This is a genomic window from Streptomyces sp. CA-111067, from assembly GCF_050956065.1.
Lineage (GTDB): Bacteria > Actinomycetota > Actinomycetes > Streptomycetales > Streptomycetaceae > Actinacidiphila.
In genome coordinates this window covers 5,713,630-5,737,574 of the sequence record NZ_CP192103.1, presented here as the reverse complement: position 1 = coordinate 5,737,574, position 23,945 = coordinate 5,713,630, and the positions used below count along the sequence as shown (strand labels likewise).

Annotated in this window: 21 protein-coding genes; 11 read left to right on the top strand and 10 right to left on the bottom strand. The window is 71.9% G+C overall.

Features of this window, described 5'->3' with window-relative positions:
• Window positions 1-60 precede the first annotated feature (60 nt).
• The 7 genes from ACQPW6_RS25295 to ACQPW6_RS25265 all read right to left on the bottom strand — a co-directional run bounded on the left by ACQPW6_RS25295 (window position 61) and on the right by ACQPW6_RS25265 (window position 9,097).
• A complete protein-coding gene (locus ACQPW6_RS25295) occupies window positions 61-1,089 on the bottom strand; it encodes a BMP family lipoprotein (protein ID WP_433891964.1) in 1,029 nt (342 codons plus the stop codon).
• Between the two features lie 154 nt (window positions 1,090-1,243).
• Entirely contained in the window at window positions 1,244-2,464 is a 1,221-nt protein-coding gene (locus ACQPW6_RS25290) for an amidohydrolase (protein WP_433891963.1), read from the bottom strand.
• 148 nt (window positions 2,465-2,612) lie between these two features.
• Entirely contained in the window at window positions 2,613-4,148 is a 1,536-nt protein-coding gene (locus tag ACQPW6_RS25285; protein ID WP_433891962.1) for a glycosyltransferase, read from the bottom strand.
• Between the two features lie 139 nt (window positions 4,149-4,287).
• Window positions 4,288-5,445: a hypothetical protein gene (locus ACQPW6_RS25280; protein ID WP_433891961.1), complete on the bottom strand. Its 1,158-nt coding sequence runs from the start codon at window positions 5,443-5,445 to the stop codon at window positions 4,288-4,290.
• A gap of 59 nt (window positions 5,446-5,504) precedes the next feature.
• On the bottom strand, window positions 5,505-6,458 hold the full coding sequence (locus ACQPW6_RS25275; protein WP_433891960.1) for an N-acetylneuraminate synthase family protein: 954 nt from the start codon (window positions 6,456-6,458) through the stop codon (window positions 5,505-5,507).
• A 43-nt stretch (window positions 6,459-6,501) separates the two neighbouring features.
• Entirely contained in the window at window positions 6,502-7,722 is a 1,221-nt protein-coding gene (locus ACQPW6_RS25270; protein ID WP_433891959.1) for a cytidylyltransferase domain-containing protein, read from the bottom strand.
• A gap of 76 nt (window positions 7,723-7,798) precedes the next feature.
• Window positions 7,799-9,097 (bottom strand): DUF6716 putative glycosyltransferase, encoded by a 1,299-nt coding sequence (locus ACQPW6_RS25265; protein ID WP_433891958.1) that lies wholly within the window; start codon window positions 9,095-9,097, stop codon window positions 7,799-7,801.
• A gap of 234 nt (window positions 9,098-9,331) precedes the next feature.
• On the opposite strand from ACQPW6_RS25265, the gene ACQPW6_RS25260 reads away from it, so the two are divergent.
• From ACQPW6_RS25260 to ACQPW6_RS25240, 5 genes are all read left to right on the top strand, one after another.
• Window positions 9,332-10,435 (top strand): glycosyltransferase family 2 protein, encoded by a 1,104-nt coding sequence (locus ACQPW6_RS25260; protein WP_433891957.1) that lies wholly within the window; start codon window positions 9,332-9,334, stop codon window positions 10,433-10,435.
• A complete protein-coding gene (locus tag ACQPW6_RS25255) occupies window positions 10,435-11,799 on the top strand; it encodes a polysialyltransferase family glycosyltransferase (protein ID WP_433891956.1) in 1,365 nt (454 codons plus the stop codon). The genes ACQPW6_RS25260 and ACQPW6_RS25255 overlap by 1 nt, the downstream gene beginning before the upstream one ends.
• Window positions 11,796-13,013, top strand: coding sequence for an acyltransferase family protein (locus tag ACQPW6_RS25250; RefSeq protein ID WP_433891955.1), 1,218 nt, complete (start codon window positions 11,796-11,798; stop codon window positions 13,011-13,013). Before ACQPW6_RS25255 ends, ACQPW6_RS25250 begins: the two co-directional genes overlap by 4 nt.
• Before the next feature lie 85 nt (window positions 13,014-13,098).
• Complete coding sequence (locus ACQPW6_RS25245; RefSeq protein WP_433891954.1) at window positions 13,099-13,800, top strand: TetR/AcrR family transcriptional regulator; 702 nt, start codon at window positions 13,099-13,101, stop codon at window positions 13,798-13,800.
• A gap of 246 nt (window positions 13,801-14,046) precedes the next feature.
• Window positions 14,047-14,196 carry an SCO1431 family membrane protein gene (locus ACQPW6_RS25240; protein ID WP_433891953.1) on the top strand — a complete coding sequence of 50 codons (150 nt, stop codon included), beginning with the start codon at window positions 14,047-14,049 and terminating at the stop codon, window positions 14,194-14,196.
• Between the two features lie 55 nt (window positions 14,197-14,251).
• Here the strand turns inward: ACQPW6_RS25240 and ACQPW6_RS25235 are convergent, their stop codons facing one another.
• Window positions 14,252-15,832, bottom strand: a complete 1,581-nt coding sequence (locus ACQPW6_RS25235) for an acyl-CoA mutase large subunit family protein (RefSeq protein WP_433891952.1) — start codon at window positions 15,830-15,832, stop codon at window positions 14,252-14,254.
• A gap of 264 nt (window positions 15,833-16,096) precedes the next feature.
• Between ACQPW6_RS25235 and ACQPW6_RS25230 the strand changes: the two genes are divergently transcribed.
• A complete protein-coding gene (locus ACQPW6_RS25230; protein ID WP_433891951.1) occupies window positions 16,097-17,020 on the top strand; it encodes a L,D-transpeptidase family protein in 924 nt (307 codons plus the stop codon).
• Between the two features lie 352 nt (window positions 17,021-17,372).
• On the opposite strand, the gene ACQPW6_RS25225 is transcribed toward ACQPW6_RS25230, so the two are convergent.
• Together ACQPW6_RS25225 and ACQPW6_RS25220 are read right to left on the bottom strand one after the other, a co-directional pair.
• On the bottom strand, window positions 17,373-17,966 hold the full coding sequence (locus ACQPW6_RS25225; RefSeq protein ID WP_433891950.1) for a hypothetical protein: 594 nt from the start codon (window positions 17,964-17,966) through the stop codon (window positions 17,373-17,375).
• Window positions 17,967-18,680: 714 nt separating this feature from the next.
• Window positions 18,681-19,379 carry an RNA polymerase sigma factor gene (locus ACQPW6_RS25220; protein ID WP_433891949.1) on the bottom strand — a complete coding sequence of 233 codons (699 nt, stop codon included), beginning with the start codon at window positions 19,377-19,379 and terminating at the stop codon, window positions 18,681-18,683.
• Window positions 19,380-19,765: 386 nt separating this feature from the next.
• Here ACQPW6_RS25220 and ACQPW6_RS25215 point away from each other — a divergent pair, with 386 nt between their 5' ends.
• From ACQPW6_RS25215 to ACQPW6_RS25195, 5 genes are read left to right on the top strand one after another with little or no spacing between them, the layout of a single operon-like run.
• The gene (locus ACQPW6_RS25215; RefSeq protein ID WP_433894651.1) at window positions 19,766-20,368 is read left to right on the top strand and encodes a 2-oxo-4-hydroxy-4-carboxy-5-ureidoimidazoline decarboxylase; all 603 of its coding nucleotides are present in this window, start codon (window positions 19,766-19,768) and stop codon (window positions 20,366-20,368) included.
• Between the two features lie 60 nt (window positions 20,369-20,428).
• Window positions 20,429-20,809 carry a succinate dehydrogenase, cytochrome b556 subunit gene (gene sdhC / locus ACQPW6_RS25210; protein ID WP_433891948.1) on the top strand — a complete coding sequence of 127 codons (381 nt, stop codon included), beginning with the start codon at window positions 20,429-20,431 and terminating at the stop codon, window positions 20,807-20,809.
• A gap of 3 nt (window positions 20,810-20,812) precedes the next feature.
• Window positions 20,813-21,289 carry a succinate dehydrogenase hydrophobic membrane anchor subunit gene (locus ACQPW6_RS25205; RefSeq protein ID WP_433891947.1) on the top strand — a complete coding sequence of 159 codons (477 nt, stop codon included), beginning with the start codon at window positions 20,813-20,815 and terminating at the stop codon, window positions 21,287-21,289.
• Window positions 21,290-21,330: 41 nt separating this feature from the next.
• Complete coding sequence (gene sdhA, locus ACQPW6_RS25200) at window positions 21,331-23,085, top strand: succinate dehydrogenase flavoprotein subunit (RefSeq protein ID WP_433891946.1); 1,755 nt, start codon at window positions 21,331-21,333, stop codon at window positions 23,083-23,085.
• Window positions 23,085-23,888 carry a succinate dehydrogenase iron-sulfur subunit gene (locus tag ACQPW6_RS25195; RefSeq protein ID WP_433891945.1) on the top strand — a complete coding sequence of 268 codons (804 nt, stop codon included), beginning with the start codon at window positions 23,085-23,087 and terminating at the stop codon, window positions 23,886-23,888. The genes sdhA and ACQPW6_RS25195 overlap by 1 nt, the downstream gene beginning before the upstream one ends.
• Window positions 23,889-23,945 lie beyond the last annotated feature (57 nt).

The window sequence follows — 23,945 nt, the reverse complement described above, 5'->3', positions numbered from 1 at the left end:
CCGCCGAGCCTGGATGTCACCTGCGTCCGCGCGCCGGGCCGACCCGGCGCGCGGCACGGGTCACGGAGTGGAGCTGACCTTGATCGAACCCGAGACGATCTTCTGCTTGGCCTCGTCGATCTTGGCCTGGATGTCGGTCAGGAAGCCGCCCGAGGTGGCCAGCGAGACACCGTTGTTGGCCAGGTTGTAGGCGTTGGTGCCGGTCTTGGCCTTGCCGTCGTGGACGGACTTGATCAGGTCGTAGACGGCGACGTCGACGTTCTTCACGGCCGAGGTGAGGATCTGGTTCTTGTACTTGGCGAGCGCCGGGTCCTCGTGCTGGTCGGAGTCCACACCGATCGCCCAGGTGCCGGGCTTGCCGCCGACGGTCTGGATCGAGCCGTCACCGGACAGGCCGGCGGCGGTGTAGATCACGTCGACGCCCTTGTCCAGCATGCCCTTGGCCTTGCCGGTGGCGGCCGCCGGGTCGTTGAAGCCGCGCGGGTCGGTGTCGTACAGATACTGGTCGGTGACCTGGATGGACGGGTTGGTCGCCTTCACGCCCTGGTCGAAGCCGGCCTGGAAGGTGCCGATCAGGGTGTTGTGCACACCGCCGATGAAGCCGACCTTGTTGGTCTTGGTCTTCAGCGCCGCCGCGACACCGGCGAGGTACGAGCTCTGCTCGGTGGCGAACGTCATGCTGTCCACGTTGGGCGCGGCCACCACGGAGTCGACGATGCCGAAGGTGGTCTTCGGGTACTTCTTGGCTATCTTGGTGACGGCGTCGCCGTAGGTGTAGCCGACGGCGACGACCGGGTTGTAGCCGGCGCCGGCGAGCTGGTCGAGCCGGGTCTCACGGTCGGACTCGGTCTCGCCGTTGGCGGCGGTCTGCTCCTTGGAGCCGATCTTGAACTCGGTCTTCGCCTTGTCCATGCCGCGGGCGGCGGAGTCGTTGAAGGAGTGGTCACCACGGCCGCCGACGTCAAAGGCCATGCCGATGCCCTTGTCCTTGCCGCCGCCGGAGGAACTGCTGCTGCCGCACGCGGTCGCGGTCAGCGCGAGAGCCGCGGACACCACGCCCGCGGCAGCGATCTTGGATACCCGGCGCAAGAGGGTCCCCTTCAACTTGGAGCGCCCCGACCGGCGCTGGCTAAGCCCGGAGCTTAACGCGCGTAGATGTCAGGTAAAGACCGAATGAAGACCTGTTATCGGATCGACGCATTTCCGCCAGGTGAAACCCCCGTAGCCGGGGGTTCACCGGGTGTCAGGACAGCAGCACAGCCGCCGTGAAGAGCTCCACGCCGACCCCGATCGCGCCCTCGTCCACGTCGAAGTCGCCCTGGTGCAGATCCCGCTTGGCGGTGTCGCCCTCCGGACGGACGCCGAGCCGGGCGAGCGCACCGGGGACCTTCTCCAGGTACCAGGAGAAGTCCTCGCCGCCCAGGCTCTGTTCGGTGTCCTCCACCGCGTGCAGCCCGAAGCAGCCGGCCATCGCGTCCCGCAGCAGCTCGACGGAGACGGCCTCGTTGACCACCGGCGGCACCCCGCGCTGGTAGGTGATCTCACACTTGGCCCGGTACATCGCGGCGACCTGGTCGATCACCTCGTGCACCAGGTCGGGGGCGTCGTGCCAGGACGCCAGGTCCAGGCAGCGGACGGTGCCCTCCAGTTCGGCGTGCTGCGGGATCACGTTGGCCGCGTGGCCCGACTGGATCCTGCCCCACACCAGGCTCAGCCCGGAGCGCGGGTCGGCCCGCCGGGTCAGCACCAGCGGCAGTTCCGAGGCCAGCTTGGCGGTGGCCATCACCAGGTCGGTGGTCAGGTGCGGGCGGGCGCTGTGGCCGCCGGGGCCGTCCAGGGTGAGCAGCAGCCGGTCGGCGGCCGAGGTGATCGGGCCCTGCCGGAGCCCGATCCTGCCGACCTCGACCTTGGGGTCGCAGTGCACGGCGAGGATACGTTCCACCCCGTCCAGCACCCCGGCCTTGATCGCGTCGAGCGCGCCGCCGGGCATGACCTCCTCGGCGGCCTGGAAGAGCAGCCGCACCGGGCGCGGCAGCCGGCCGGCCCGGTCGAGCTCCGCCAGCACCAGGCCGGTGCCGAGCACGACGGTGGTGTGCACGTCGTGGCCGCAGGCGTGCGCGGTGCCGGGCACGGTGGAGCGGTACTCCACGGTCTTGGTGTCGGGCACCGGCAGCGCGTCCAGGTCGGCGCGCAGCGCCAGCCGGCCGCGGGCCGGGTCGTCGGCGCCGATGTCGCAGACCAGGCCGGTGCCGCCGGGCAGCACCCGGGGGGTGAGGCCGGCCTGTTCCAGGCGGGCCTTGACCTGCTCGGTGGTGCGGAACTCCTTGCGGGCCGTCTCCGGGTGGCGGTGCAGATCGCGGCGGAAGGCGGTCAGCTCGGCGCGCAGTTCCACGGACAGCGAGGGGGGCAGCGTGCCGGACGGCGCTGCGGGTGAGTCGTTCACCTCAGTCAGGGTAGGCCCCATGACCGGCTCCTCCGGCGTGATCGAAAAAATAAGGTGCGATGAGGCAACAAGATGTCGCCCGATCGGCGCATACCCCCGGGGCTGTACGGGTAAGTCTGCCCTTTTGGGCAGGTGGCGGACGGCTGTGCGATTCAGGTGGTTGTACGGTTCAACGAGCCGTCTGCGGCGAGGCAGCGGCCGCCGCGTCCGAGGGGCCCGCGAGGATCACGGCCGGGCGCGGGCCGAGGAGCCGCGCGTACAGGTCGAGCAGCGGCAGCGACTCCTTCTCCCAGGACCGCTCGCGCAGCACCTCCACCCGGTCGTAAGCCTTGCGGTAGCGCCGCGGGTTGGTGAGCACCGCGCCGACCGCGCGGACGAAGTCGGCGGTGTCGGCGGCCCTGAACACCTCGCCGTTGCCGAGCTCCAGGGTGGCCGCGGCCATCGCCCGCACGTCGCTGACCACCACCGGCAGCCTGGCGTGCGCGAATTCGAAGTAACGGGTGGCCAGCACGGTCTGGTGGTGCGGCAGTTGGTGCACCGGCAGCACCCCGATGTCGGCCGAAGCCAGGAACGCCGGGATCTCGCCGACCGGTACGTACCCCAGCACGTGCAGCCTGCCCTGCACGCCCAACTCCGCGGCCCGCTGCCGCAGTTCGGCCACCCGCGGATCGGCCGGGTCGGGCACCACGAAGGCCGCGTGCAGGTCGTAGAGCTTGGGCAGCGCCTCGATCACGGTGGCCGGGCCGCGGTCGGCGGTGACCGGCCCGGTGTGCACCAGCAGCGGCACGTCGGCGGCCAGCCGGCAGCGGGCCCGTACCCCGTCGGGGTGCGCGGGGCCCGCCGGGTCGGTCAGCGGCGGCGCGTTGCGCACCACCGCCGGGGTCGCGGCCAGCCGGTGCCTGGCCCGCAGCTCCCTGGCCAGCCGCTTGCCGACGGTGACGACGCCGTCGGCCTCGCGGGCGAAGGTCCGCTCGTGCGCCTCGGCGGCCACCGCCTCCCGGCGGGAACCCGCCGGGGTGCGCGGCGGCGCGTCCCACACCACCTCGATCCGGTGGCCGTCGCCCTCGGCGCGCAGCGCCGCCCTGATCGCCACGCCGAGCGCCCGGTGGCCCAGGGCGTGGATGAGGTGCGGCCTGACCGCGTCGAGCACCGGGCCGTAGACCACCTCCTCGTCCAGCAGCCCGGGGTCGAGCCGGCGCCAGGCGCGGCGGCCGAGCAGCAGCCGGGCAAGTGCCGTGCTGAGGTTGTCGATCCGGCCGCCGGGGCTGCGCCGGCGGCGGACCGCGGCCTGGTACTGCGCGGCCCGCGCCCGGGTCCAGCCGGTCCTGGTCCCGTGCCGGGCCCAGGCCAGCGCGTAGCCGCAGCGGGCCAGCGCGCGCAGCGGCAACGGGCGGTGCACCAGGGCGAGTTCGGCGCCGCGGGTGACCAGCAGCGCGCGCCGGGCGGCCAGTTGCACGGTGCGGTGGTCATGGGCGGTGGCGCTGCGGTAGGCGAGCGGCCATCTCAGGCCCGGACGGGGCCTCCTGAGCCGGTGTCCGCCGAGCACGTCGGGCACGCTCACCGGGTGGATGTCCACGCCGGGCAGCACCACCTCGGCCGGCGGCCGGCCGATCAACGTCACCTGGTAGCCGGCCCGTCCGGCGGCGACGGCCACCCGGAGCGCGCGGGAGTCGCCGTCCAGAGCACCGCTCGTGACGACGGCCACTCGCGCCGGTCCGCTTAAACTGCCCGCCATCCCCGCACCCAACCCCATGAACATGATCACCCGGTGACGGCCGCGTAGCCGGGGAACGAACGGGACCGCGCGCTCGGTTCGGCGCGCGGTCCTGACAACTGGGCGGCCGTCAGGCCGGACTCGGCGACTCCGCCTCCGGAGTGGACAGTCCGTGCAGGTCGCGGGCAGTGTCGGTGATGCCGGTGAGGAAGGTGTGCGCGCGCGGGCTGGCCGCGGCGGTCAGCCACTGCGGGTCGATGTCCACCACCACGATGCCGATCCCGGTGCCGGCCAGCGCCAGCGGCAGGGTGTGCACCACCGTGGAGGGGAAGGACAGCACGGTCTTGCCGGTCGGGCCGCGACGGGCGACGAGTTCGAGCGGCAGGTCGGGGCGGACGATCTCCAGGCCGGTCGTGGTGGCCAGCAGGTGCAGCTTGGCCTCGGCCTCCCTGCGGTGCGCGAAGTACCGGGTGGCGCCGTGCTGCCTGGCCAGCTCGCTGACCACGGTCAGGTAGCGGTCGGGGTCGACCACGCCGGTCTCCACCAGCGAGGTGCCGATCAGGTCGGTGCCGGCCAGCACGGTGGGCGGCCCGAACCGGCTGCGGGTCCAGGCGAACCGGTTGGTGCGCAGCGCCATCCCGGCCGGCGGGGTGGCCGGCATCGCGCTGAACAGCTCGATCCGGCGGCGCCTGTGCGGGGTGAGCCGGCGGCGGGCGGCCGACGCGAACAGCCCGAAGGCCGCGTCCGCCGGGGTCCGGCGGCGCCCGCTGCGGTGCCAGCGCACCAGCCGGCCGCCGCGGGTCAGGATCTCGGTGAACTCCATGGTGGCGGTGCCGTCGTCCACCACCGTGAGCTCCTTGGCCCGGCACAGCGGCAGCAGCACCTGCACGAACCGGGAGAACGGGTCGCCGATCACCAGGTGCCGTACCCGCACCAGCAGCGGCGCCAGCGAGACGGCGGTGCGCAGCAGGCCGCCGCGCCGCTCGCGCGCGTCGCACCAGCGGATCAGCACGCCCTCGTCGCGGGCGAGTTCGGCCATCCGGCGGAGCTGGCCGCGGCTGGTGGGGTCGGTCGGCGACAGCACCACCACCGTGAGCGGCTGGGCCGCCCCGGTGGTGGAACCGTCGTCCGTACCGCCGTGGTTGTCACGGGCGGCGGGAATCTCCGGCGGGCGCACATGCGCCCACTCCAGGACGTTGAGGAGCTGGACGGGTGACTCGACGAGCGCGACGGTGCCCTTCCCCGAAACGGGGTGCGGACCTGTCACGAGCGCGGGCTTACCGGTCACTCCGGTTCCCCTCTTCCCTGTCCTCGTCATGCCCGGTTGATCTCCGCCGCCCGCCGGTGTCAGACCGACGCGGCTTCGGAACCGGCCTGCGCCGCCTCGGCGGCCTCGGCCTCGGCGATCACACCGGGCACCCGGCGGAGCTTCTTCATCGGGCCGAGCTCGCCGTCGTAGACCTTCTTGACGCCGTCGCCGAGCGCGGCCTCGATGATCCGGATGTCGCGCACCAGGCGCTCCAGGCCCTGCGACTCCACGGACGCGGCCTGGTCGGAGCCCCACATCGCGCGGTCGAGGGTGATGTGCCGCTCCACGAAGACGGCGCCGAGCGCGACCGCGGCGAGCGTGGTCTGCAGGCCGACCTCGTGGCCGGAGTAGCCGATCGGCACGTTCGGGAACTCGGACTGCAGGGTGTTGATCATCCGCAGGTTGAGCTCTTCGTTCTTCGCCGGGTAGGTCGAAGTGGCGTGGCACATCACGATGTTGTCGCTGCCGAGCACCTCGACCGCGTGCCGGATCTGCTTCATGGTCGACATGCCGGTGGACAGCACCACGGTGCGGCCGGTGGCGCGCAGCGCCTGCAGCAGCTCGTCGTCGGTGAGGCTGGCCGAGGCGACCTTGTACACCGGGACGTTGAACTTCTCCAGGAACTCCACCGACGGGACGTCCCACGGGGAGGCGAACCAGTCGATGCCGCGCTTGCGGCAGTACTCGTCGATGGCGCGGTAGCCGTCCTCGTCGAACTCCACGCGGTGCCGGTAGTCGATGTACGTCATCCGGCCCCAGGGGGTGTCGCGCTCGATGTCCCACTGGTCGCGCGGGGTGCAGATCTCCGGGGTGCGCTTCTGGAACTTGACCGCGTCGCAGCCCGCGGCCACGGCCGCGTCGATCAGAGCGAACGCGTTCTCCAGCTCGCCGTTGTGGTTGATGCCGATCTCGCCGGTGACGTAGACGGGCTGTCCGTTACCGATGTGCCGGGAGCCGACGGGACGGAGGTTGGCGGGGAGAGAAGTCGTCACGGGGGTGTTCCTTAATGGTTCGGGACTGATTCGGGGGGAGTGCTCAACGGGCGAGCGTGGGACCGAGCAGCCAGGCGGCGATCTCGCGGATCGCCCCGTGGCCGCCGTGGGACGTGGTGACCGCACGGGCGGCGGCCCGTACGACGTCATGAGCTCCGGCAACGGCGACGGGCCAGCCGACCAGGCCGAAGCACGGCAGGTCGTTGACGTCGTTGCCCGCGTAGAGCACCCGCTCCGGCGCGATGCCGTTCTCCTCGCACCACTGCTTGAGCGCGAGGTCCTTGCGGTCGATGCCGTGCAGCACGGGAACCTGAAGCTTACGGGCTCGTGCGGCAACGACCGTGTTGGTCTCGGTGGACAGGATGAGGACGGGGAGTCCGGCACGGCGCAGTGCCGCGATGCCGAGTCCGTCACCGCGGTGCACGGTGACGAACTCGTGTCCGTCGGAGTCGATCTGCACCCGGTCGTCGGTCTGGGTGCCGTCGAAGTCGAGTACCACCGCGTCGATGTCGTCGCGGGTGGGGGTGGCGGCGGCCGCGTCCAGCAGCGGCGCCAGCGCGCGGGCCCGGTGCAGATCGGCGGGCTCGTCGATCTCCAGCACCCGCGCGGGGTCGGTGTGCACCAGCGCGGTGCGGCCGAAGAACCGGTGCATGGCGGCCCGGAAGCCGTCGGCGCGGAAGCCGTAGGCGGCGCCGGTCTCCAGCAGGTCCTGCGGCCGGTCCTGGCGGCGCGGCCGGGTGGACTTGTCATGATTCACGCCGTAACCGCCGCCCGCGGCGGTGGCGTCGGCGCGCCAGACGAAGCCGTGGAACGGGGTGACGGTGTGCGCGGTGTCGGCGCCGTCCTCGGTGATCGCGGCGACCACGCCGTCGATCTCCTCGCTGGTGATGAACGGGCTGGTGCACTGCACCAGCAGCACCACCTCGGCGCTCTCGCCGGTCATCGCCTCGTGCGCGTCCATCGCGTGCAGCACCGCGGCCTCGCTGGTCGCGGTGTCGCCGGCGATCGCGACCGGGCGCAGCACCACTTCGGCGCCGGCCGACCTGGCGACCTCGGCGATCGACGGGTCGTCGGTGGAGACCACGACCGCGGTCACCCGGCGGGCGCCCTCGCAGGCCCGTACCGCCCTGGCGACCAGCGGCACCCCGCCGACCGGCGCCAGGTTCTTGCCGGGCACGCCCTTGGAACCGCCGCGCGCCGGGATGACGGCGAGCACGCGTGGCTGGGTCTCGGTGGCGGCGGCTCTTGCGGCCGTCTCGGTCATGTGGTGGCTCCTGTCAGTGCGGGCACCGGCGGCTTTGGCGGTGCCTTGTCTTCCGCCGGAGCAGCCGGCCCTGATGTCACAGCTGGCCCCAGCGCCTGATGGCGGGGGCTACACGCTGGACGCCCTGGCGGTATGCGGTGCGGGCGGAGTTCCGTACGAGGTCGCGAACCGCCTTCCGGACCGGGCCGGGTTCGCGGGGAGCGAAGCCGCCGATCGGTTCCCCCTTGGGGTCGAGACCGTGGCGGGCCAGGACTCCGGGCAGATATCCGGGGGCGGTTCGAACAGTGTAATAGGGCGCGAGCGCGGGCAGCTCGGTGCGGTCGAGCAGTTCCCGGACCCGGGCCCGCAGCGCCGCGTAGGGCTCGCTGCCGGCCACGCCGTGCGAGGCGGTCCAGTCCGGATCGGCCATCGGCAGGTGCCCGTCGTCCAGTTCGTCCCAGGACGCGTAGCAGCCGGAGCCGAGGAAGTGGTGGTTGCCCAGCGCCTCGCGGATGCCCATGTCGGTGAGGATCGCGGTCGGGATGCCGCGGTGCAGCGATTCGAGCGCCGCCGTGGAGCTGACCGTGACCAGCAGGTCGGTGCGGTCGAGCACCTCGGCCATGTTGCCGTAGACGAGCTTGACGTTGTCCGGCGGATCGAGCGAGGCGACCAGCTTCTGGTACGGGTTCTCCTCGATGTGCGTGGTGTGCTCGCCGGGCTTGCTTCGCAGCTTGACCAGCACCTCGCGCTCGGGGTGCCGGCGGGCGTGGTCGACGGTCCTGCGCAGCACGTGCAGCCGGTCCTTGCGGCTCTCGGGCACCGACGGCTGCACGGCGAAGGTGACGGTGAACGGCCGCTGGTCGTCCGGCTGGTACGGGTCGCCGCCGAGGAAGGGCAGCGCCGTCTCCACGATGCTGCCGGTCGGGTGCCCGACGCCGGAGAACACCTCCGCGAACCGGCGGGCGTCGTCACCGCTGTTGGCCAGCACGACGTCGGCGCCGGCCCGCAGCAGCAGGCCGTCGGCCAGCTTCTCGTAGACCACCCCGACGTAGCCGGTGACGACCACCGGGCGCTCGGCGTCGTGCTCCCAGGCCCTGGACAGCCCGTGCAGCATCGCCTGCACGGTGCCGCCGACGCAGGAGACGACCACCACGTCGCAGGTGTCGGTGTTGACCGAGGAGAGGATCTCCGCGGCGGTGGCCTCCTCCATGGAGTCGGCGGGGATACCGAGTTCGGCCAGCTGGCGCGGAGTGGGGGTGGCCCGGCCGCGCAGCAGGCGGGCGTCGAGCCGGCAGTCCGGGTCGATCCGGCGCGCGGTCAGCGCGCCCCACTTCCACCGGGTGTCCGAGTCGGCGATCACTGTGACCCGCAAGGGGCCGGGCTTACGTTTTGGCACGGTGTAGACGATAGAAAGCCGCCGGGTGAGCCGTACTAACTTCAGGCCAACCTGGGGTAAACAAAATGCCGCCACTTGGTTGTATGCCGCCCAAAACGACCATCCTTCAAGATCCGTTACGGCTGTGTTTCTTGTCACAGGAGAGGCGCGAAGACGTCCTTCTTCCTGGCTCGTTTACCCAGTTGTAAGCTGAGCGCATGGCGAAAGGACGGACGGCCCCCTAAGGTACGGCAAGTGGTCAAGCTCTCCGTTATCGTGCCGTTTTTCAATGTGCAGCAGTTCGTACCCGACACTCTGCACAGCCTCCGCACCAACGCCCGGTCGGACTTCGAGTTCGTGTTGGTGGACGACTCGTCCACCGATCAGACTCCGCGCCTCCTGGAGCAGGGTCTCGACTCGCTGCCCGGAGCGCGCATCGTCCGGCACGAGCAGAACGGCGGACTGGCGACCGCCCGCAACACGGGCATCGACGCAGCTCGCGGCAGATACCTCACGTTCCTCGACGGCGACGACTGGTACGAGCCGGGCTACCTGCCCCGTCTGGTGTCCGCCATCGAGGAGTTGGACACCGACTTCGTCCGGGTCGACCACGTCCAGTGCACCGGGCGGACCCGCAACATCATCCGGGTGCCGCACGGCCGCCGCGGGGTGCCGCTGAACCCGCGTGACGCGATCGTCCCGGCCGACCGGTCCACCTCGGTGGACTACCCGTACGCCTGGGCCGGGGTCTACCACCGCCGGCTGGTGGACTCCGGGGTACTGCACTTCACCCACGGGCTGCGCACCGCCGAGGACCGGCCGTGGATCTGGCGGCTGCACCGCGAGGCGTCGTCCTTCGCCGTCGTCGGACTGATGGGCATCTTCTACCGGCGCGGGGTGGCCACCTCGCTCACCCAGATCGGCGACGTCCGCCAACTGGACTTCATCCGCGCCTTCGACGAGGTCATCGCCGGGGTCAAGACCGACCGCGAGGCCGACCGCTACCTGCCCAAGGCGGTCCGCACCTACTGCGCGATCATCGCCCACCACCTGAAGAACATCGACCGGTTCGAGCCCGCGGTGGCCCGCCGGCTGAAGTCGATGAGCGCCACCGCGCTGCGCCAGCTGCCGCAGGACGTCCTCAACGAGGCCCTGGACACCATGGACTTGGAGCGCAGCGCCCGGATCCGCCGGCTGCGCTGGCGGATGCCGGCCCGCGCCGACGGCACCGAGGCCGCCCCGGCACCCGTCGTCGCCGCCGCGCCGCCGCTGCCGGGCAGCGCCCGCGCGGTCGCCGAGTCAGGCATCGACGACGATCTCGACGACGCGACCGACAACGACGGAACGGCGGTCGCCTGATGGCGCGCACCCAACTCTTCGTCGCGTCCACGCTGTACGGCGCCGCGACGCTGGCCGCCGCCGTGGACGCCGGCTCCTTCCCGCACGCCGACCGCCGGATCCTGGTGGTCAGCAACAACGCCGCGGTCCCGGAGATCACCCCGCCGCTGGACGAGGCCCCCGGCTTCTCCGCGCTGCGTTCGCGCTTCGACGACATGGTGTCGTGGAACGAGACGATCAGCCCGCTGCACCCCAGCGGCTGGGCGCCGCGGGCCGACGAGGTGCCGATCTGGGAGCGCTACCTGCGGCTGCTGTGGGGCCTCGGCGACGACCGGGTGGAGCTGGTGCTCGAATCCATCCAGGTCGAACCGGCCCTCGCCATCGCGGCGATGTTCACCGGAGCGCCGATCACCGTCTACGCCGACGGCCTGATGTCCTACGGCCCCACCCGCAACAAGCTGGGCACCCTGGTGGACACCAGGATCGACCGGCTGCTGCACCTGGACCTGGTCTCCGGTCTGGTCCCGCTGCTGCTCACCGAGTACGGCGTGCCGTCGGAGGTGGTGCCGACCGAGGAGTTCACCAAGGTCCTGGCGGAACTGGCCGACGCGTCCGCCGACGCCGCGGGTGACAGCGTTGCCGACCTGCCGCAGGGCGCCGCGCTGCTGCTCGGCCAGTACCTGTCGGCGCTCGGCATCCTCACCGCCGCCGAGGAGGAGGAGCTGCACCTGTCGCTGGTACGCGGCGCCGCCGCCCTCGGCCACAAGGAACTGATCTTCAAGCCGCACCCGACCGCCCCGGCCTACTGGACCGAACCCCTCCAGGCCGAGGCGCGGCGGCTCGGCGTGCGGCTGACCGTACTGAACACTCCGGTGCTCGCCGAGGTGATCTACCAGAAGGCCCGGCCCGCGCTGGTGGCCGGCTGCTTCTCCACCGCGCTGCTCACCGCCTCCGCGCTGTACGGCATCCCGGTCGCCCGGGCCGGCACCGGCCTGCTGCTGGAGCGGCTCTCGCCGTACCAGAACAGCAACCGGGTGCCGGTGACCATCGTGCACGCGCTGCTCCCCGACCTCGCCGACGGCGCCGCGGTACGCGACTGGCAGCCGCCGTCGCCGCAGCGGGTGACGGCCGAACTCACCCCGCTGCTGCACGCGGTGGGGTACTGCATGCAGGCCAAGGTCTACCCTGAGCTCCGCGAGGAGACCGTGGCCTGGCTGACCCACGAGCTGAGCCCGAAGACCTGGCCCTACTTCAAGCGCCGCCGGCTCACCTCACTCGGACTGCCGGGTGCCATCCCCGCCAAGCTGGCGTTCGTACCGCGCAACCGAACCGTCCGCCGGGTTGCCCGTCGCGCCCGCGCCTTCAAGAAAGCCGCACTGGGATGAGTCTGCATCTCCCCGCGCCCATCGGCGAGTCGCCGGGTGGGCCGGATGGTTCCGCCGCCGCAGCACCGGTCATGCCGACGGCGCAGGACAACGCCGGCTCCATGCCGCTGCCCGAGGCGGTCACCCCGCCGCCGGCCCCGAGCAGCGGCCAGCCGCGCCGCCGGCTGCGGGCGCTGGACGGCCTGCGGCTGATCGCCGCGCTGATGGTCTGCATGTACCACTACGCCGGCCGTGACGGGGACATCACCCACGCCTGGGGGCAGACGCCGAAGCACATCTTCCCCGACCTGGCCGGGCCGTTCTCCTACGGTCCGCTGGGCGTGCAGATCTTCTTCATCATCAGCGGCTTCGTGATCTCGCTGAGCGGCTGGGGCCGCTCGCTGAAGGACTTCACGATCTCCCGGGTGACCCGGCTCTACCCCGCGTACTGGGCGGCGATCATCCTGGTGACCGCGGTCTTCGCGGCCGCCGGCTACAAGACCGTCTCGCAGACCGACTTCGTCACCAACTTCACCATGCTGCAGATGCCGGCCGGCGCCGACCGGGTGCTCGGGGTGTGCTGGACGCTGTGGGCCGAGATGCGGTTCTACCTGCTGTTCGCGCTGTTCGTGGTGTGGCCGGGCGCGACCAAGCAGCGGGTGCTGGTGTTCTGCGCGCTGTGGACGGCCGGCGCGCTCTACGCCGGCTCCTCCAAGCAGGCGTTCCTGGAACTGGTGCTGATGCCCAACTACGCGCCGTTCTTCGTCGGCGGCATGGGCCTGTACCTGGTCTACCGCTTCGGCCACGACGCCATGTCCTGGGGCGTGGTGCTGGTCGGCTTCCTGCTCGGCCAGCGGTACGCGGTGCAGGACCTGGTCGCGCCGGCCAAGATGCACGTCTTCCACCACCGTTCGCCGACCATCGTGATCGCGATCGTGGCGCTGGGCTTCATCGCGGTCGCCGCGGTGACCCTGGTGCCGTGGATCAGCCGGATCAACTGGGGCTGGCTGACGACCGCGGGCGCCCTCACGTACCCCTTCTACCTGGTGCACGAGCACCTGGGCTGGGTCGCGATCGACAAGCTGCACCACCACACCAGCCTGCCCGCGGGCGGGGTGTTCGTGGTGACGGTGCTGATGATGCTGGTACTCGCCTGGCTGATGAACCGGCTGATCGAGAAGCCGTTCGCGCCACGGCTGAAGCGGCTGCTGTCCCGGGTCCCGGTACGGGTCTGAGGCCGGCCGCGACCGGCTCCTGGTGAGTCCTGGCGATGCCCCGGCCGAAATCGGCCGGGGCATCGCGTTGCCCTACGATGGGCGCGTGAGCGACATCACCCACAGCCGGCTGCGCGTGCCCACCCGCGCGGAGGAGATCCTTGCCGTCGGCCTGCGGGACGAGAAGAGACGCCAGGCCCGGCGGCACATCGCGGAGGTCGCCACCGGCCTCTTCCTGGACCGGGGCTTCGCCCGGGTGACGATCGCCGAAGTGGCCCGCACCGCCGAGGTGTCGGTCAACACCGTTTACACGTACTTCCCTTCGAAGGAAGACCTGGTCTTCTACCCGCAAGAGGCGTCCGCGCAGCGGATGGTGGAGATGGTCCGCGACCGGCTGCCCGGCGAATCCGCGGCGGCGGCCGTACTGGGGGCGCTGCGCGGCGAGTTGGGGCACGGCGACCGGATGACCGGGCTGACCGAGGGCTTCGGCCGGTTCCTGGAGATGGTCCGCGCCGAGCCGACGCTCGCGGTGCGGCTGGACTCCATAGGCCGCGAGATGGTGGACGCGCTGGCGGCCACCCTCGCCGCCGAGACCGGCGCGGCCCCCGGCGACCGGCTGCCCCGGCTGGTGGCGGCGCAGCTCGGCTGGGCGCAGGAGCAGCTGTTCCGCGAGGTGCTCGAACGCTCCCGGGCCGGCGAGCGCCCGGAGTCGATCGCGCAGGCCGCGCTCGACCTGCTCGACACGTTGCAGGGCCTGCTGGGCGAGCAGGTCCTCACGTACGCGACGCGCACCGTGCCCGCACTCTGATCCGGCTTCGAGGCGAAGGCCGCGCCGCTGCTGAAAGAGACGATGAGCAGGGAGCGAGGAACGAGCGACCGTCGAAGAGGAACGTCGGCAGTGGCTTAAAGCGGCCGAGGCGAGGAGCCGAAAAAAAGGGGGGTGACATCGCTCACCTTGGGTGGTTTGCCCCTTTACGGGGGCGGGAGCGCTGCCGCATCGTGGGTCGGGCCGGGGGGCCGACCGTTCAGCCTTCCGTCACGTGAGGACGACACCGTGAGCGACACCGCCGCGCACCGCACCGAGGCCGCCCCCCGTACCGGGACCGGCGGCCCCAGGGACCGCAAGCAGCTGCTGGAGCACGTACTCGGCTGGACGCTCACTGTGGTGGTGGCGATGCTGATCGTCCAGCTGCACCTGATGTGACCTGGCCCGTAACCCGGCGTGCGACCCTGCATGTGACCTGGCGCACGTCCGCGGTTCAGAAGGCGTCGGTGGGGACGTAGGTCCCCCAGATCTCCCGCAGCGCGTTGCAGACCTCGCCGATCGTGGCGCTCGCGCGCAGCGCGTCCTTCATCGGGTACAGCACGTTGTCCGTGCCCTGCGCCGCCTTCCGCAGCTCCGCGAGCGCCTGGTCGACCGCGCCCTGGTCGCGGCGGGCCCGCAGCTCGGCCAAGCGCCGCGCCTGCTGCGCCTCGATCGCCGGGTCGACCCGCAGCGGCTCGTACGGCTCCTCCTCGTCGAGCTTGTAGCGGTTGACGCCGACCACCACCCGCTCCCCCGCGTCGGTCTCCAGCGCGATCCGGTACGCGTTCCGCTCGATCTCCGACTTCTGGAAGCCGTGCTCGATCGCCGCGACCGCGCCGCCCAGGTCCTCGACCTTCGCCATCAGGTCGAGCGCCGCCGCCTCGACGTCGTCGGTCATCTTCTCCACCACGTAGCTGCCGGCGAACGGGTCGACGGTGGCGGTGACATCGGTCTCGTAGGCCAGCACCTGCTGGGTGCGCAGCGCCAGCCGGGCCGACTTGTCGGTGGGCAGCGCGATGGCCTCGTCGAAGGAGTTGGTGTGCAGCGACTGCGTGCCGCCGAGCACCGCGGCGAGGCCCTGCACGGCGACCCGTACGAGGTTCACCTCGGGCTGCTGCGCGGTGAGTTGGACCCCGGCGGTCTGGGTGTGGAAGCGCAGCATCAGCGACTTGGGGTTCTTCGCGCCGAACTCCTCCCGCATCACCCGGGCCCAGATCCGGCGCGCGGCACGGAACTTGGCGACCTCCTCCAGGATCGTGGTGCGCGACACGAAGAAGAACGACAGCCGCGGCGCGAAGTCGTCCACGTCCATCCCGGCGGCCAGCGCGGTGCGTACGTACTCGATGCCGTCGGCCAGCGTGAAGGCGATCTCCTGCGCGGGCGAGGCCCCGGCCTCGGCCATGTGGTAGCCGGAGATCGAGATGGTGTTCCACTTCGGGATCTCGGTGCGGCAGTACGCGAAGATGTCCGCGATCAGCCGCAGGCTCGGCTGCGGCGGGAAGATGTACGTACCGCGGGCGATGTACTCCTTCAGCACGTCGTTCTGGATGGTGCCGGTGAGCTGGTCGGCGGGCACGCCCTGCTCCTCGCCGACGAGTTGGTAGAGCAGCAGCAGCAGCGCGGCGGGCGCGTTGATCGTCATCGAGGTGGAGACCTTGTCCAGCGGGATGCCGCCGAACAGCACCCGCATGTCCTCGATCGAGTCGATCGCCACCCCGACCTTGCCGACCTCGCCGCCGGAGATCGCCGCGTCGGAGTCGTGGCCCATCTGGGTGGGCAGGTCGAACGCCACGGACAGGCCCATCGTGCCGTTGGCGATGAGCTGCTGGTAGCGGGCGTTGGACTCGGTCGCGGTGCCGAACCCGGCGTACTGCCGCATCGTCCAGGGCCGGCCGGTGTACATCGACGGGTACACCCCGCGCGTGTACGGGAACGCGCCGGGCTCGCCCAGCTCGGCCGCCGGGTCCCAGCCGTCCAGCGCCGCGGGCCCGTAGACCGGCTCGATCGGCAGACCGGATTCCGACTCGCGCGTCATGCTTCACGCCTCCGCTGTGCTGGTGGTGGTCTCCGTTGGCCATCCCTGTTCCGCCACGGACTGTAGCGGCGGCCGTGCGTGCGGTGCAGCCCGGCGGGCTGGGACGTTCCTCACAGTGTTGCCGAGTGTGAGCCGGGGTTCGCGCAACCGCGCGGGCGGGAATCAGTGTCTTGGGGTGGACAGGGACCCGCACCGGGTCCTGGCAGGGACGACTGACGGGGGACGGCAATGCGAGGCGGAAGAGCAGGACGCGGGAGATCTCCGATGGCTGTGACGGCGGCGGCCGTCGTGGCGGCGCTGGGCGTCGCCGTGCTGAGCGGGTGCGGGCCGCAGCAGGACAAGGCGGACAGCGGCGGCACGCCGTCCGGCACGGGCAGCACGAGCGGCACCGGCAGTTCCGGCACGACGGCTCCGGCGACGACCGCGCCGGCGACCACTCCCGGCAGCACCGCGCCGACCACCCCGGCCGCGCCCGCCACCACCCCGCCGACCACCAGCGCGCGGCCCACCACGCCGCCGACGACCGCGGCCCCGACCACCAGGCCGCCGGCCGCCCCGGCCGTGATGACGCTCGGCAACACCAGCGCGCAGGTCCGCGAACTCCAGGCCCGGCTGGGCCAGTTGCACCTGTTCGGGCAGAGCCCCACCGGCTACTACGGCACGGTGACGCAGCACGCGGTGAGCGACTTCCAGGAGCGGCACGGGCTCGCCGAGACCGGCAGCGTCAGCGCGGCCACCTGGGCCAAGGTCCGCTCGGCGACCCACCAGCCCACCCACAAGGAGCTCTACCCGGTGGCGACGGCGCAGCCGGCCGGCAAGCTGGACCCGCGCTGCCTGACCGGCCACGCGATGTGCATCAGCAAGACCAGCCGCACGCTGTCGTGGGTGGTGGACGGCAAGGTGAAGGCGACGATGGACGTCCGGTTCGGCGCGCAGTACACGCCGACCCGCGAGGGCCTGTTCCACGTGCAGTCCAAGCACCGTGACTGGGTCTCGACGCTCTACAACTCGCCGATGCCCTACGCGATGTTCTTCAGCGGCGGCGAGGCCGTCCACTACTCGTCCGACTTCGCCGCCCGCGGCTACGCGGGCGCCTCGCACGGCTGCGTCAACGTCCGCGACAAGGCGGCGCTTGCCGCGCTGTTCGACCAGGTCAAGGTCGGCGACAAGGTCGTCGTCTACTGGTGAGGGCCGCTGCGCGCGGGGCGGTGCCGCGGGGCGCGCTTCCGCGCGGGTGGCGCTTCCGCGCGGGGCCGCCCTTCCGCGGGGGGCGTTCCGTGCGCGAGTCGCGCGGGTGCGCCGCCTCCGGCAGTCGGCTCACCCCGCACACGGTCCCGTCGGCGGCCGGGCGGCCTGCGGCTGCGGTGTCCTTCCCGCGCCCGTCCAGGACGTTCCGGAGACGGCCGTCGCCCGGTGGGACGTGACGAGCGCGGCCGGGCAGGGGGATGACGCCCGGCCGCGCTCTGCGCGCGGACCCCGATACGGGGAGAACCGGAGTCCACAGGGGCCGATGACCAGTCGGCCCACTTCGTTAAGCGGCTCACCGGGCGTAAGTGTCACCCGAGCTGTCATCCGACCAACGGCCGTGCGACGCCTGGCCGTTGCTCGCGGCGGGCGGGTGGGACGCGTGCGGGGCGCGGCCGGGCCGCGGCCCGGCGTGCGCGGACCGGCCGGTCTGGCCCGGGGGGCCGACCGGGGTAAGCCGGCCCGGGCCGGTCGGGCCCGTCGGTCCTGGCGCGCCCGGCGGGTTGGGGCGGCCGGTCGCCCGGTACGGCCACGATCCGGGGTGCCGCTGCCGCTGCCCGGCGTGCGGGGTGGCCTCGCGGGAGGCGCGGACGCAGTACGGGGTACGCGACTGCGCCCGGCAGCCGTCGCGGTACGGGGCCGACGGCAGCGGGCCGGCCGCCGGAGGTGCCGGGGTCGCCGGCCGGCGCGGCGGCGCCGAGGTGGCCTTGCCGGAGGAGACGGCGGCGGGCGGCCGGTTCACCGGTCCGCCGCCGGCGCCCTGCCCCGGCGGGAGCAGCCGCCCGGTGGTGGCCATCGCCATCGCGACCCCGCCCATGGCGAGCACGGACACCGCGGCCGCGACCGCCGCGACCCGCCCGGGCCGCACCGCGGCCCCGTCCGCCCGCACCCGCCGCAGCCACCGCGGCACCCGCCCCCGCCGAGGCGCGGCAACCGCCACCCGAAACGCAGCAAGCGCGGCCTCCTCCCGCCCCGGATCCAACGGCCGACGCCCTTCCCGAGCAGCGGCAAGCAACGCCGCGAGCCGCAACACGGCCCCCACCGTGGCCCCGGGCGCAAGCACAGGCACGACATCCGCCCCGGCCTCGTCACGGGGCCGGGTACCGAAGCCGCCCGCGTCGCGAGCCCAGCCCGCGAACCCGGCACCGTCGGATGCCCAGGCACCGGGCCCAACCGCACCGCGGGCATCAGCCCCGGAGTCGGCCGCGCCGCCGGACCAGGCCGCGAGCCCAGCCGCGTCGCGGGACCCAGCCCCGGACCCGGCACCGTCACGGGACCCGGACTCGTCGCCGGGCCACGCGCTGGGACCAACCGCACCGCGGGGCCGCGCAACCGGCCCGGTCTCGTCCGCCCCCGTGCCCGCCTTCGCGGGCGGCCGGCTGCCGGGTGGCAAGGCCGAGCGCGTCACGGCGCCGGTCTCCGCGTTCGTCGGGGGGCCGGCGGGGGGCAGGGGGCGCCAGGGGCGGTGGGTGGCGGCGGTGAGGGTCAGCAGCAGTTCCGCCGTGTGCTCGTCGAGCCAGTCGGCCGCGGGCGGGGCGGGGATCCGGAGCGGGTTCCGGGGCGTCCCGGGGGCGGGGCGTCGGTTGTCGGTCATGTCACTTCCTCACAGCGCCTCGGCCGCGGAAAACGTCACATCGGCGTGCCGCACCCTCCCATCACCAGGTGCCACCGCGTCAACATCCCCGTCAGCATCCCCACCGGACCGGCCGCCCATTCCCCCGCCCGCGTCCTGGGCCGCCGCCTCCTCCAGTTCCAGCAGTTCGGCCAGCCGGCGCAGTCCGCGGTGGGTGGCCATCCGCACAGAACCGGCGCGCTTCCCCAGCACCCGCGCCGCGCTCGTGGAGTCCAGGCCCATCACCACTCGCAGCAGCACCGCCTCCGCCTGCTCGCGCGGCAGCGCCGCTATCGCGGCCAGTGCCCGGTCGGTGGCGACCGCGTCGAGCGCCTCGCCCGCGGTGTCGGCCCGGTCGGGGAGCTGGACCAGCTCGTCGACTCCCGCCCCCGACACCGGCCTTCGGCTGCGCGCCCTGATGTGGTCGAGCGCCCGGTTGCGGGCGATCCTGGCCGCCCAGCCGCGGATCGAGCCGCTGCCGCCGCGGTAGTTGGGCAGGTCGCGGGATATCTGCAGCCACGCCTCGGAGGCGACGTCCTCCGCGTCGACCGGGCCGACCAGGCTGCGGACGTAGTTCAGCAGCTGCGGCTGCACCGCCCGGTACACGTCCCGGAAGGCCCGCTCGTCACCCCGTTGTGCCGCGCTGACCGCGTTCTCCAGATCCACGTCTGCCCCCACCCCGTCGAACACACGGCCAATCCTGCCTCATTGGGAGCGGTGACACTTTTGAGTTGGGATACGCCGTACAAGTCGGCGGCCGGGGACGCTCCTGTGGGGGGAGGCGGCCCCCGGCCGTCGTCACTCCCCCGCCGCGACACGCCCGGCGGGAAACGCCCGTTCCCGGGCCCGCCGTTCGTCAAGGGCGCGCTTCAAACCTCCCGTACGGGTGATCTTCGCGCAGCGGGCAACCGGATCCTGATTCCCGGCCTCTAAAGTGACAGCACCGCTGATGATCCGCCGTCCCCGACGATCGCTGATCCCCCTGGTCAGCTGATCCGCCGTCCCACCGGACCCGCCGTCCCGCCGCCCGCGCCTTCAGGAGCCCGCCGCTGTCCAGCGACGCCCCGCCCGAGGGGCTGCATCTGCTCAACCAGGCCGCCTCGTCGGCTGCCGAGGACGCGCTGCGCGCCTGCTGCGGGAGCCACCGCTGGGCCCGCCGGATGGCCGCGCACCGGCCGTATCCGACCGTCGCCGCGCTGCTCGCCGCCGGCGACGAGGCCGCGTACGACCTGACGCCCGGCGACCTGGCCGAGGCGCTGGCCGGCGAGGCCACCACCGCGCTGCCCGACCGCGGGGGCCTGGCCACCCACACCGCGCTGCGCGCCGCGCACGCCGCCTACGAGGCGAAGTTCGGCCACGCGTTCGTCGTCGCGCTCGACCCGGGCGCCGGGCCGGCCGCCGCGCTGAACCACACCCTGGAGAGCCTGCGTGAGCGGCTCGGCCACGACGAGGACACCGAGTCGGCGGCCACCGCGGAGCAACTGCGCCGGATCTGCCGGGCCCGGCTGCTGCGGCTCGCGGACACCGGCGGGCATCCGGCCCAGCGCCTCCCGGTATTCACCGCCCCCGGTTCACCCGACCGTGCGGGATCGCTCACACCTGGCCCACCCCGCGACACGCAGCCGATAACGCGTCGCTACGATGGCCGGGGCCGGTGGACCGTACCCGGCCGGGCGTGACCGACAGCTGACGAACAGCGCCAGCCGGCACCCCAGGATCACTCCCGGAGGGTATTTTCCGTGCCGGCTGGAACGCTGTACCGCGGCCGGGAAGGCATGTGGTCGTGGGTGGCTCATCGAGTCACCGGTGTCCTCATCTTCTTCTTCCTGTTCGTCCATGTGCTCGACACCTCGCTCGTACGGGTCTCCCCGGAGGACTACGACAAGGTCGTCGCGACCTACAAGACCCCGATCGTCAGCCTGCTGGAGTACGGCCTCGTCGCCGCGATCCTCTTCCACGCGCTGAACGGCCTGCGCATCATCGCGGTGGACTACTGGACCAAGGGCCCGCGCTACCAGAAGCAGATGCTGTGGACGGTGATCGGCCTGTGGGTGCTGCTGATGGTCGGCGCGATCTATCCGGTCCTCGGACACGCCGCACGAGTCCTGTTCGGGAGCTGACCCATGGCCACTGACATCTCGGACGCTGTGGAGCTGACCGGCTCCAGCGCCACGTACAGCCCGCAGAACCCGGCCCCGGTGATCGAGCCGCCGCGGGCCCGCACCAAGAGCACCAAGAAGTTCGGCGGCACCAACTTCGAGCTGTACGGCTGGCTGTTCATGCGGCTGTCCGGCGTGGTGCTGGTCGTGCTGGTGCTCGGCCACCTGCTGATCCAGCTGGTGCTCGACGGCGGCGTCAGCAAGGTCGGCTTCGCCTTCGTGGCCGGCCGCTGGGCGTCCCCGTTCTGGCAGTACTGGGACCTGGCCATGCTGTGGCTGGCGATGCTGCACGGCGGCAACGGTCTGCGGACCGTGATCAACGACTATGCCGAGCAGGCGAACACCCGCTTCTGGCTCAAGACGCTGCTGTTCACAGCCGTGGCGTTCACCATCGTGCTCGGCTCGCTGGTGATCTTCACCTTCGACCCGAACATCCGCTAAGCGCCAACACTGAGCCAGGGCTGGACAGGGAAGCGACCCCCATGCAGATCCACAAGTACGACACCGTCATCGTCGGCGCGGGCGGCGCCGGCATGCGCGCCGCCATCGAGGCGACCAAGCGCAGCCGCACCGCCGTGCTGACCAAGCTGTACCCGACCAGGTCCCACACCGGCGCCGCCCAGGGCGGCATGGCCGCCGCCCTCGCGAACGTCGAGGAGGACAACTGGGAGTGGCACACCTTCGACACGATCAAGGGCGGCGACTACCTGGTCGACCAGGACGCCGCCGAGATCCTGGCGAAGGAGGCCATCGACGCGGTCCTCGACCTGGAGAAGATGGGCCTGCCGTTCAACCGGACGCCCGAGGGCAAGATCGACCAGCGCAGGTTCGGCGGCCACACCCGCAGCCACGGCGAGGCCGCCGTGCGCCGGGCCTGCTACGCCGCGGACCGCACCGGTCACATGATCCTCCAGACGCTCTATCAGAACTGCGTCAAGGAGGGTGTGGAGTTCTTCAACGAGTTCTACGTCCTGGACCAGCTGCTGACCGAGGTGGACGGCGTCCAGCGGTCGGCCGGCGTGGTGGCGTACGAGCTGGCCACCGGCGAGATCCACGTCTTCCAGGCGAAGGCCGTGATCTACGCGTCCGGCGGCACCGGCAAGTTCTTCAAGGTGACCTCCAACGCGCACACCCTGACCGGTGACGGCCAGGCCGCGGTCTACCGGCGCGGGCTGCCCCTTGAGGACATGGAGTTCTTCCAGTTCCACCCGACGGGCATCTGGCGGATGGGCATCCTGCTGACGGAGGGCGCCCGCGGTGAGGGCGGCATCCTCCGCAACAAGGACGGCGAGCGCTTCATGGAGAAGTACGCGCCGGTCATGAAGGACCTGGCCTCGCGCGACGTGGTCTCCCGGGCGATCTACACCGAGATCCGCGAGGGACGCGGCTGCGGCCCGGACGGCGACCACGTCTACCTGGACCTGACCCACCTGCCGCCGGAGCAGCTGGACGCGAAGCTGCCCGACATCACCGAGTTCGCCCGCACCTACCTGGGCATCGAGCCGTACACCGACCCGATCCCGATCCAGCCGACCGCGCACTACGCGATGGGCGGCATTCCGACCAACGTGCAGGGCGAGGTGCTGTCCGACAACACCACCGTCGTACCGGGTCTGTACGCGGCCGGCGAGGTCGCCTGCGTGTCCGTGCACGGCGCGAACCGGCTCGGCACCAACTCGCTGCTCGACATCAACGTCTTCGGCCGCCGCTCCGGTGTCTCCGCCGCCGAGTACGCGCACGCCAACGACTACGTGCCGCTGCCGGACAACCCCGAGGAGCGGGTCGTGGCGCAGATCGCCCGGCTGCGCGACTCAGACGGCAGCGAGCGGGTCTCGGTGATCCGCACCGAGCTGCAGGAGTGCATGGACGCCAACGTGATGGTGTTCCGCACCGAGCAGACCATCAAGACCGCGGTGGAGAAGATCGGCGAGCTGCGCGACCGCTACCTGCGGGTGTCCATCCAGGACAAGGGACTGCGGTTCAACACCGACCTGCTGGAGGCCGTCGAGCTGGGCAACCTGCTCGACCTGGCCGAGGTGATGGCGGTGTCCGCGCTGGCCCGCAAGGAGTCGCGCGGCGGCCACTACCGTGAGGACTTCCCGACCCGGGACGACGTCAACTTCATGCGGCACACGATGGCCTACCGCGAGGTGGACGCGACCGGCGCCGAGTCGATCCGCCTGGACTACAAGCCGGTCGTGCAGACCCGCTACCAGCCGATGGAGCGTAAGTACTGATGAGCACCCCGACGCTCGACAAGCACGACGGCGGCGACGGCCACCACCACGACAACTCGGCCGCGCTGGACGCCGCCGAGAGCGGTGCCGCGCACCTGATCACGGTGACGCTGCGGATCCGCCGGTTCAACCCGGAGGTCGCGGCGCAGGCCGAGTGGGTGGACTACCAGCTGCCGATCGACCCCAAGGAGCGCGTCCTGGACGCGCTGCACAAGGTCAAGTGGGAGATCGACGGCACGCTGACCTTCCGCCGCTCGTGCGCGCACGGCGTGTGCGGCTCGGACGCGATGCGGATCAACGGCCGCAACCGGCTGGCCTGCAAGACGCTGATCAAGGACCTCAACCCGGAGAAGCCGATCACGATCGAGCCCATCAAGGGCCTGACCGTGCTCAAGGACCTCGTGGTCGACATGGACCCGTTCTTCCAGGCCTACCGCGACGTGATGCCGTTCCTGATCACCACCGGCAACGAGCCGACCCGCGAGCGCCTCCAGTCGGCGGCCGACCGCGAGCGCTTCGACGACACCACCAAGTGCATCCTGTGCGCGGCCTGCACGTCGGCCTGCCCGGTGTTCTGGAACGACGGCCAGTACTTCGGCCCGGCGGCGATCGTCAACGCGCACCGCTTCATCTTCGACTCGCGCGACGAGGGCGGCGCCCAGCGCCTGGAGATCCTGAACGACAAGGACGGCGTGTGGCGCTGCCGCACCACGTTCAACTGCACGGACGCCTGCCCGCGCGGCATCGAGGTGACGAAGGCCATCCAGGAGGTCAAGCGCGCCTTGATCACCCGGCGGTTCTGATCCAGACGCCTCCAGGCCCTGTTCACGGCCCCGGTCCCGGCCTTCCGTCGGGTGTCC

Excerpts from the sequence above, each read along its gene's own strand:
- ACQPW6_RS25230 (WP_433891951.1), top strand. The coding sequence starts at position 16,097 with ATGGCTGTGACGGCGGCGGCCGTCGTGGCGGCGCTGGGCGTCGCCGTG.
- ACQPW6_RS25205 (WP_433891947.1), top strand. The coding sequence starts at position 20,813 with ATGGCCACTGACATCTCGGACGCTGTGGAGCTGACCGGCTCCAGCGCC.
- ACQPW6_RS25235 (WP_433891952.1), bottom strand. The coding sequence starts at position 15,832 with ATGACGCGCGAGTCGGAATCCGGTCTGCCGATCGAGCCGGTCTACGGG.
- ACQPW6_RS25290 (WP_433891963.1), bottom strand. The coding sequence starts at position 2,464 with ATGGGGCCTACCCTGACTGAGGTGAACGACTCACCCGCAGCGCCGTCC.
- ACQPW6_RS25250 (WP_433891955.1), top strand. The coding sequence starts at position 11,796 with ATGAGTCTGCATCTCCCCGCGCCCATCGGCGAGTCGCCGGGTGGGCCG.
- ACQPW6_RS25255 (WP_433891956.1), top strand. The coding sequence starts at position 10,435 with ATGGCGCGCACCCAACTCTTCGTCGCGTCCACGCTGTACGGCGCCGCG.
- ACQPW6_RS25270 (WP_433891959.1), bottom strand. The coding sequence starts at position 7,722 with ATGACCGAGACGGCCGCAAGAGCCGCCGCCACCGAGACCCAGCCACGC.
- sdhA (WP_433891946.1), top strand. The coding sequence starts at position 21,331 with ATGCAGATCCACAAGTACGACACCGTCATCGTCGGCGCGGGCGGCGCC.
- ACQPW6_RS25195 (WP_433891945.1), top strand. The coding sequence starts at position 23,085 with ATGAGCACCCCGACGCTCGACAAGCACGACGGCGGCGACGGCCACCAC.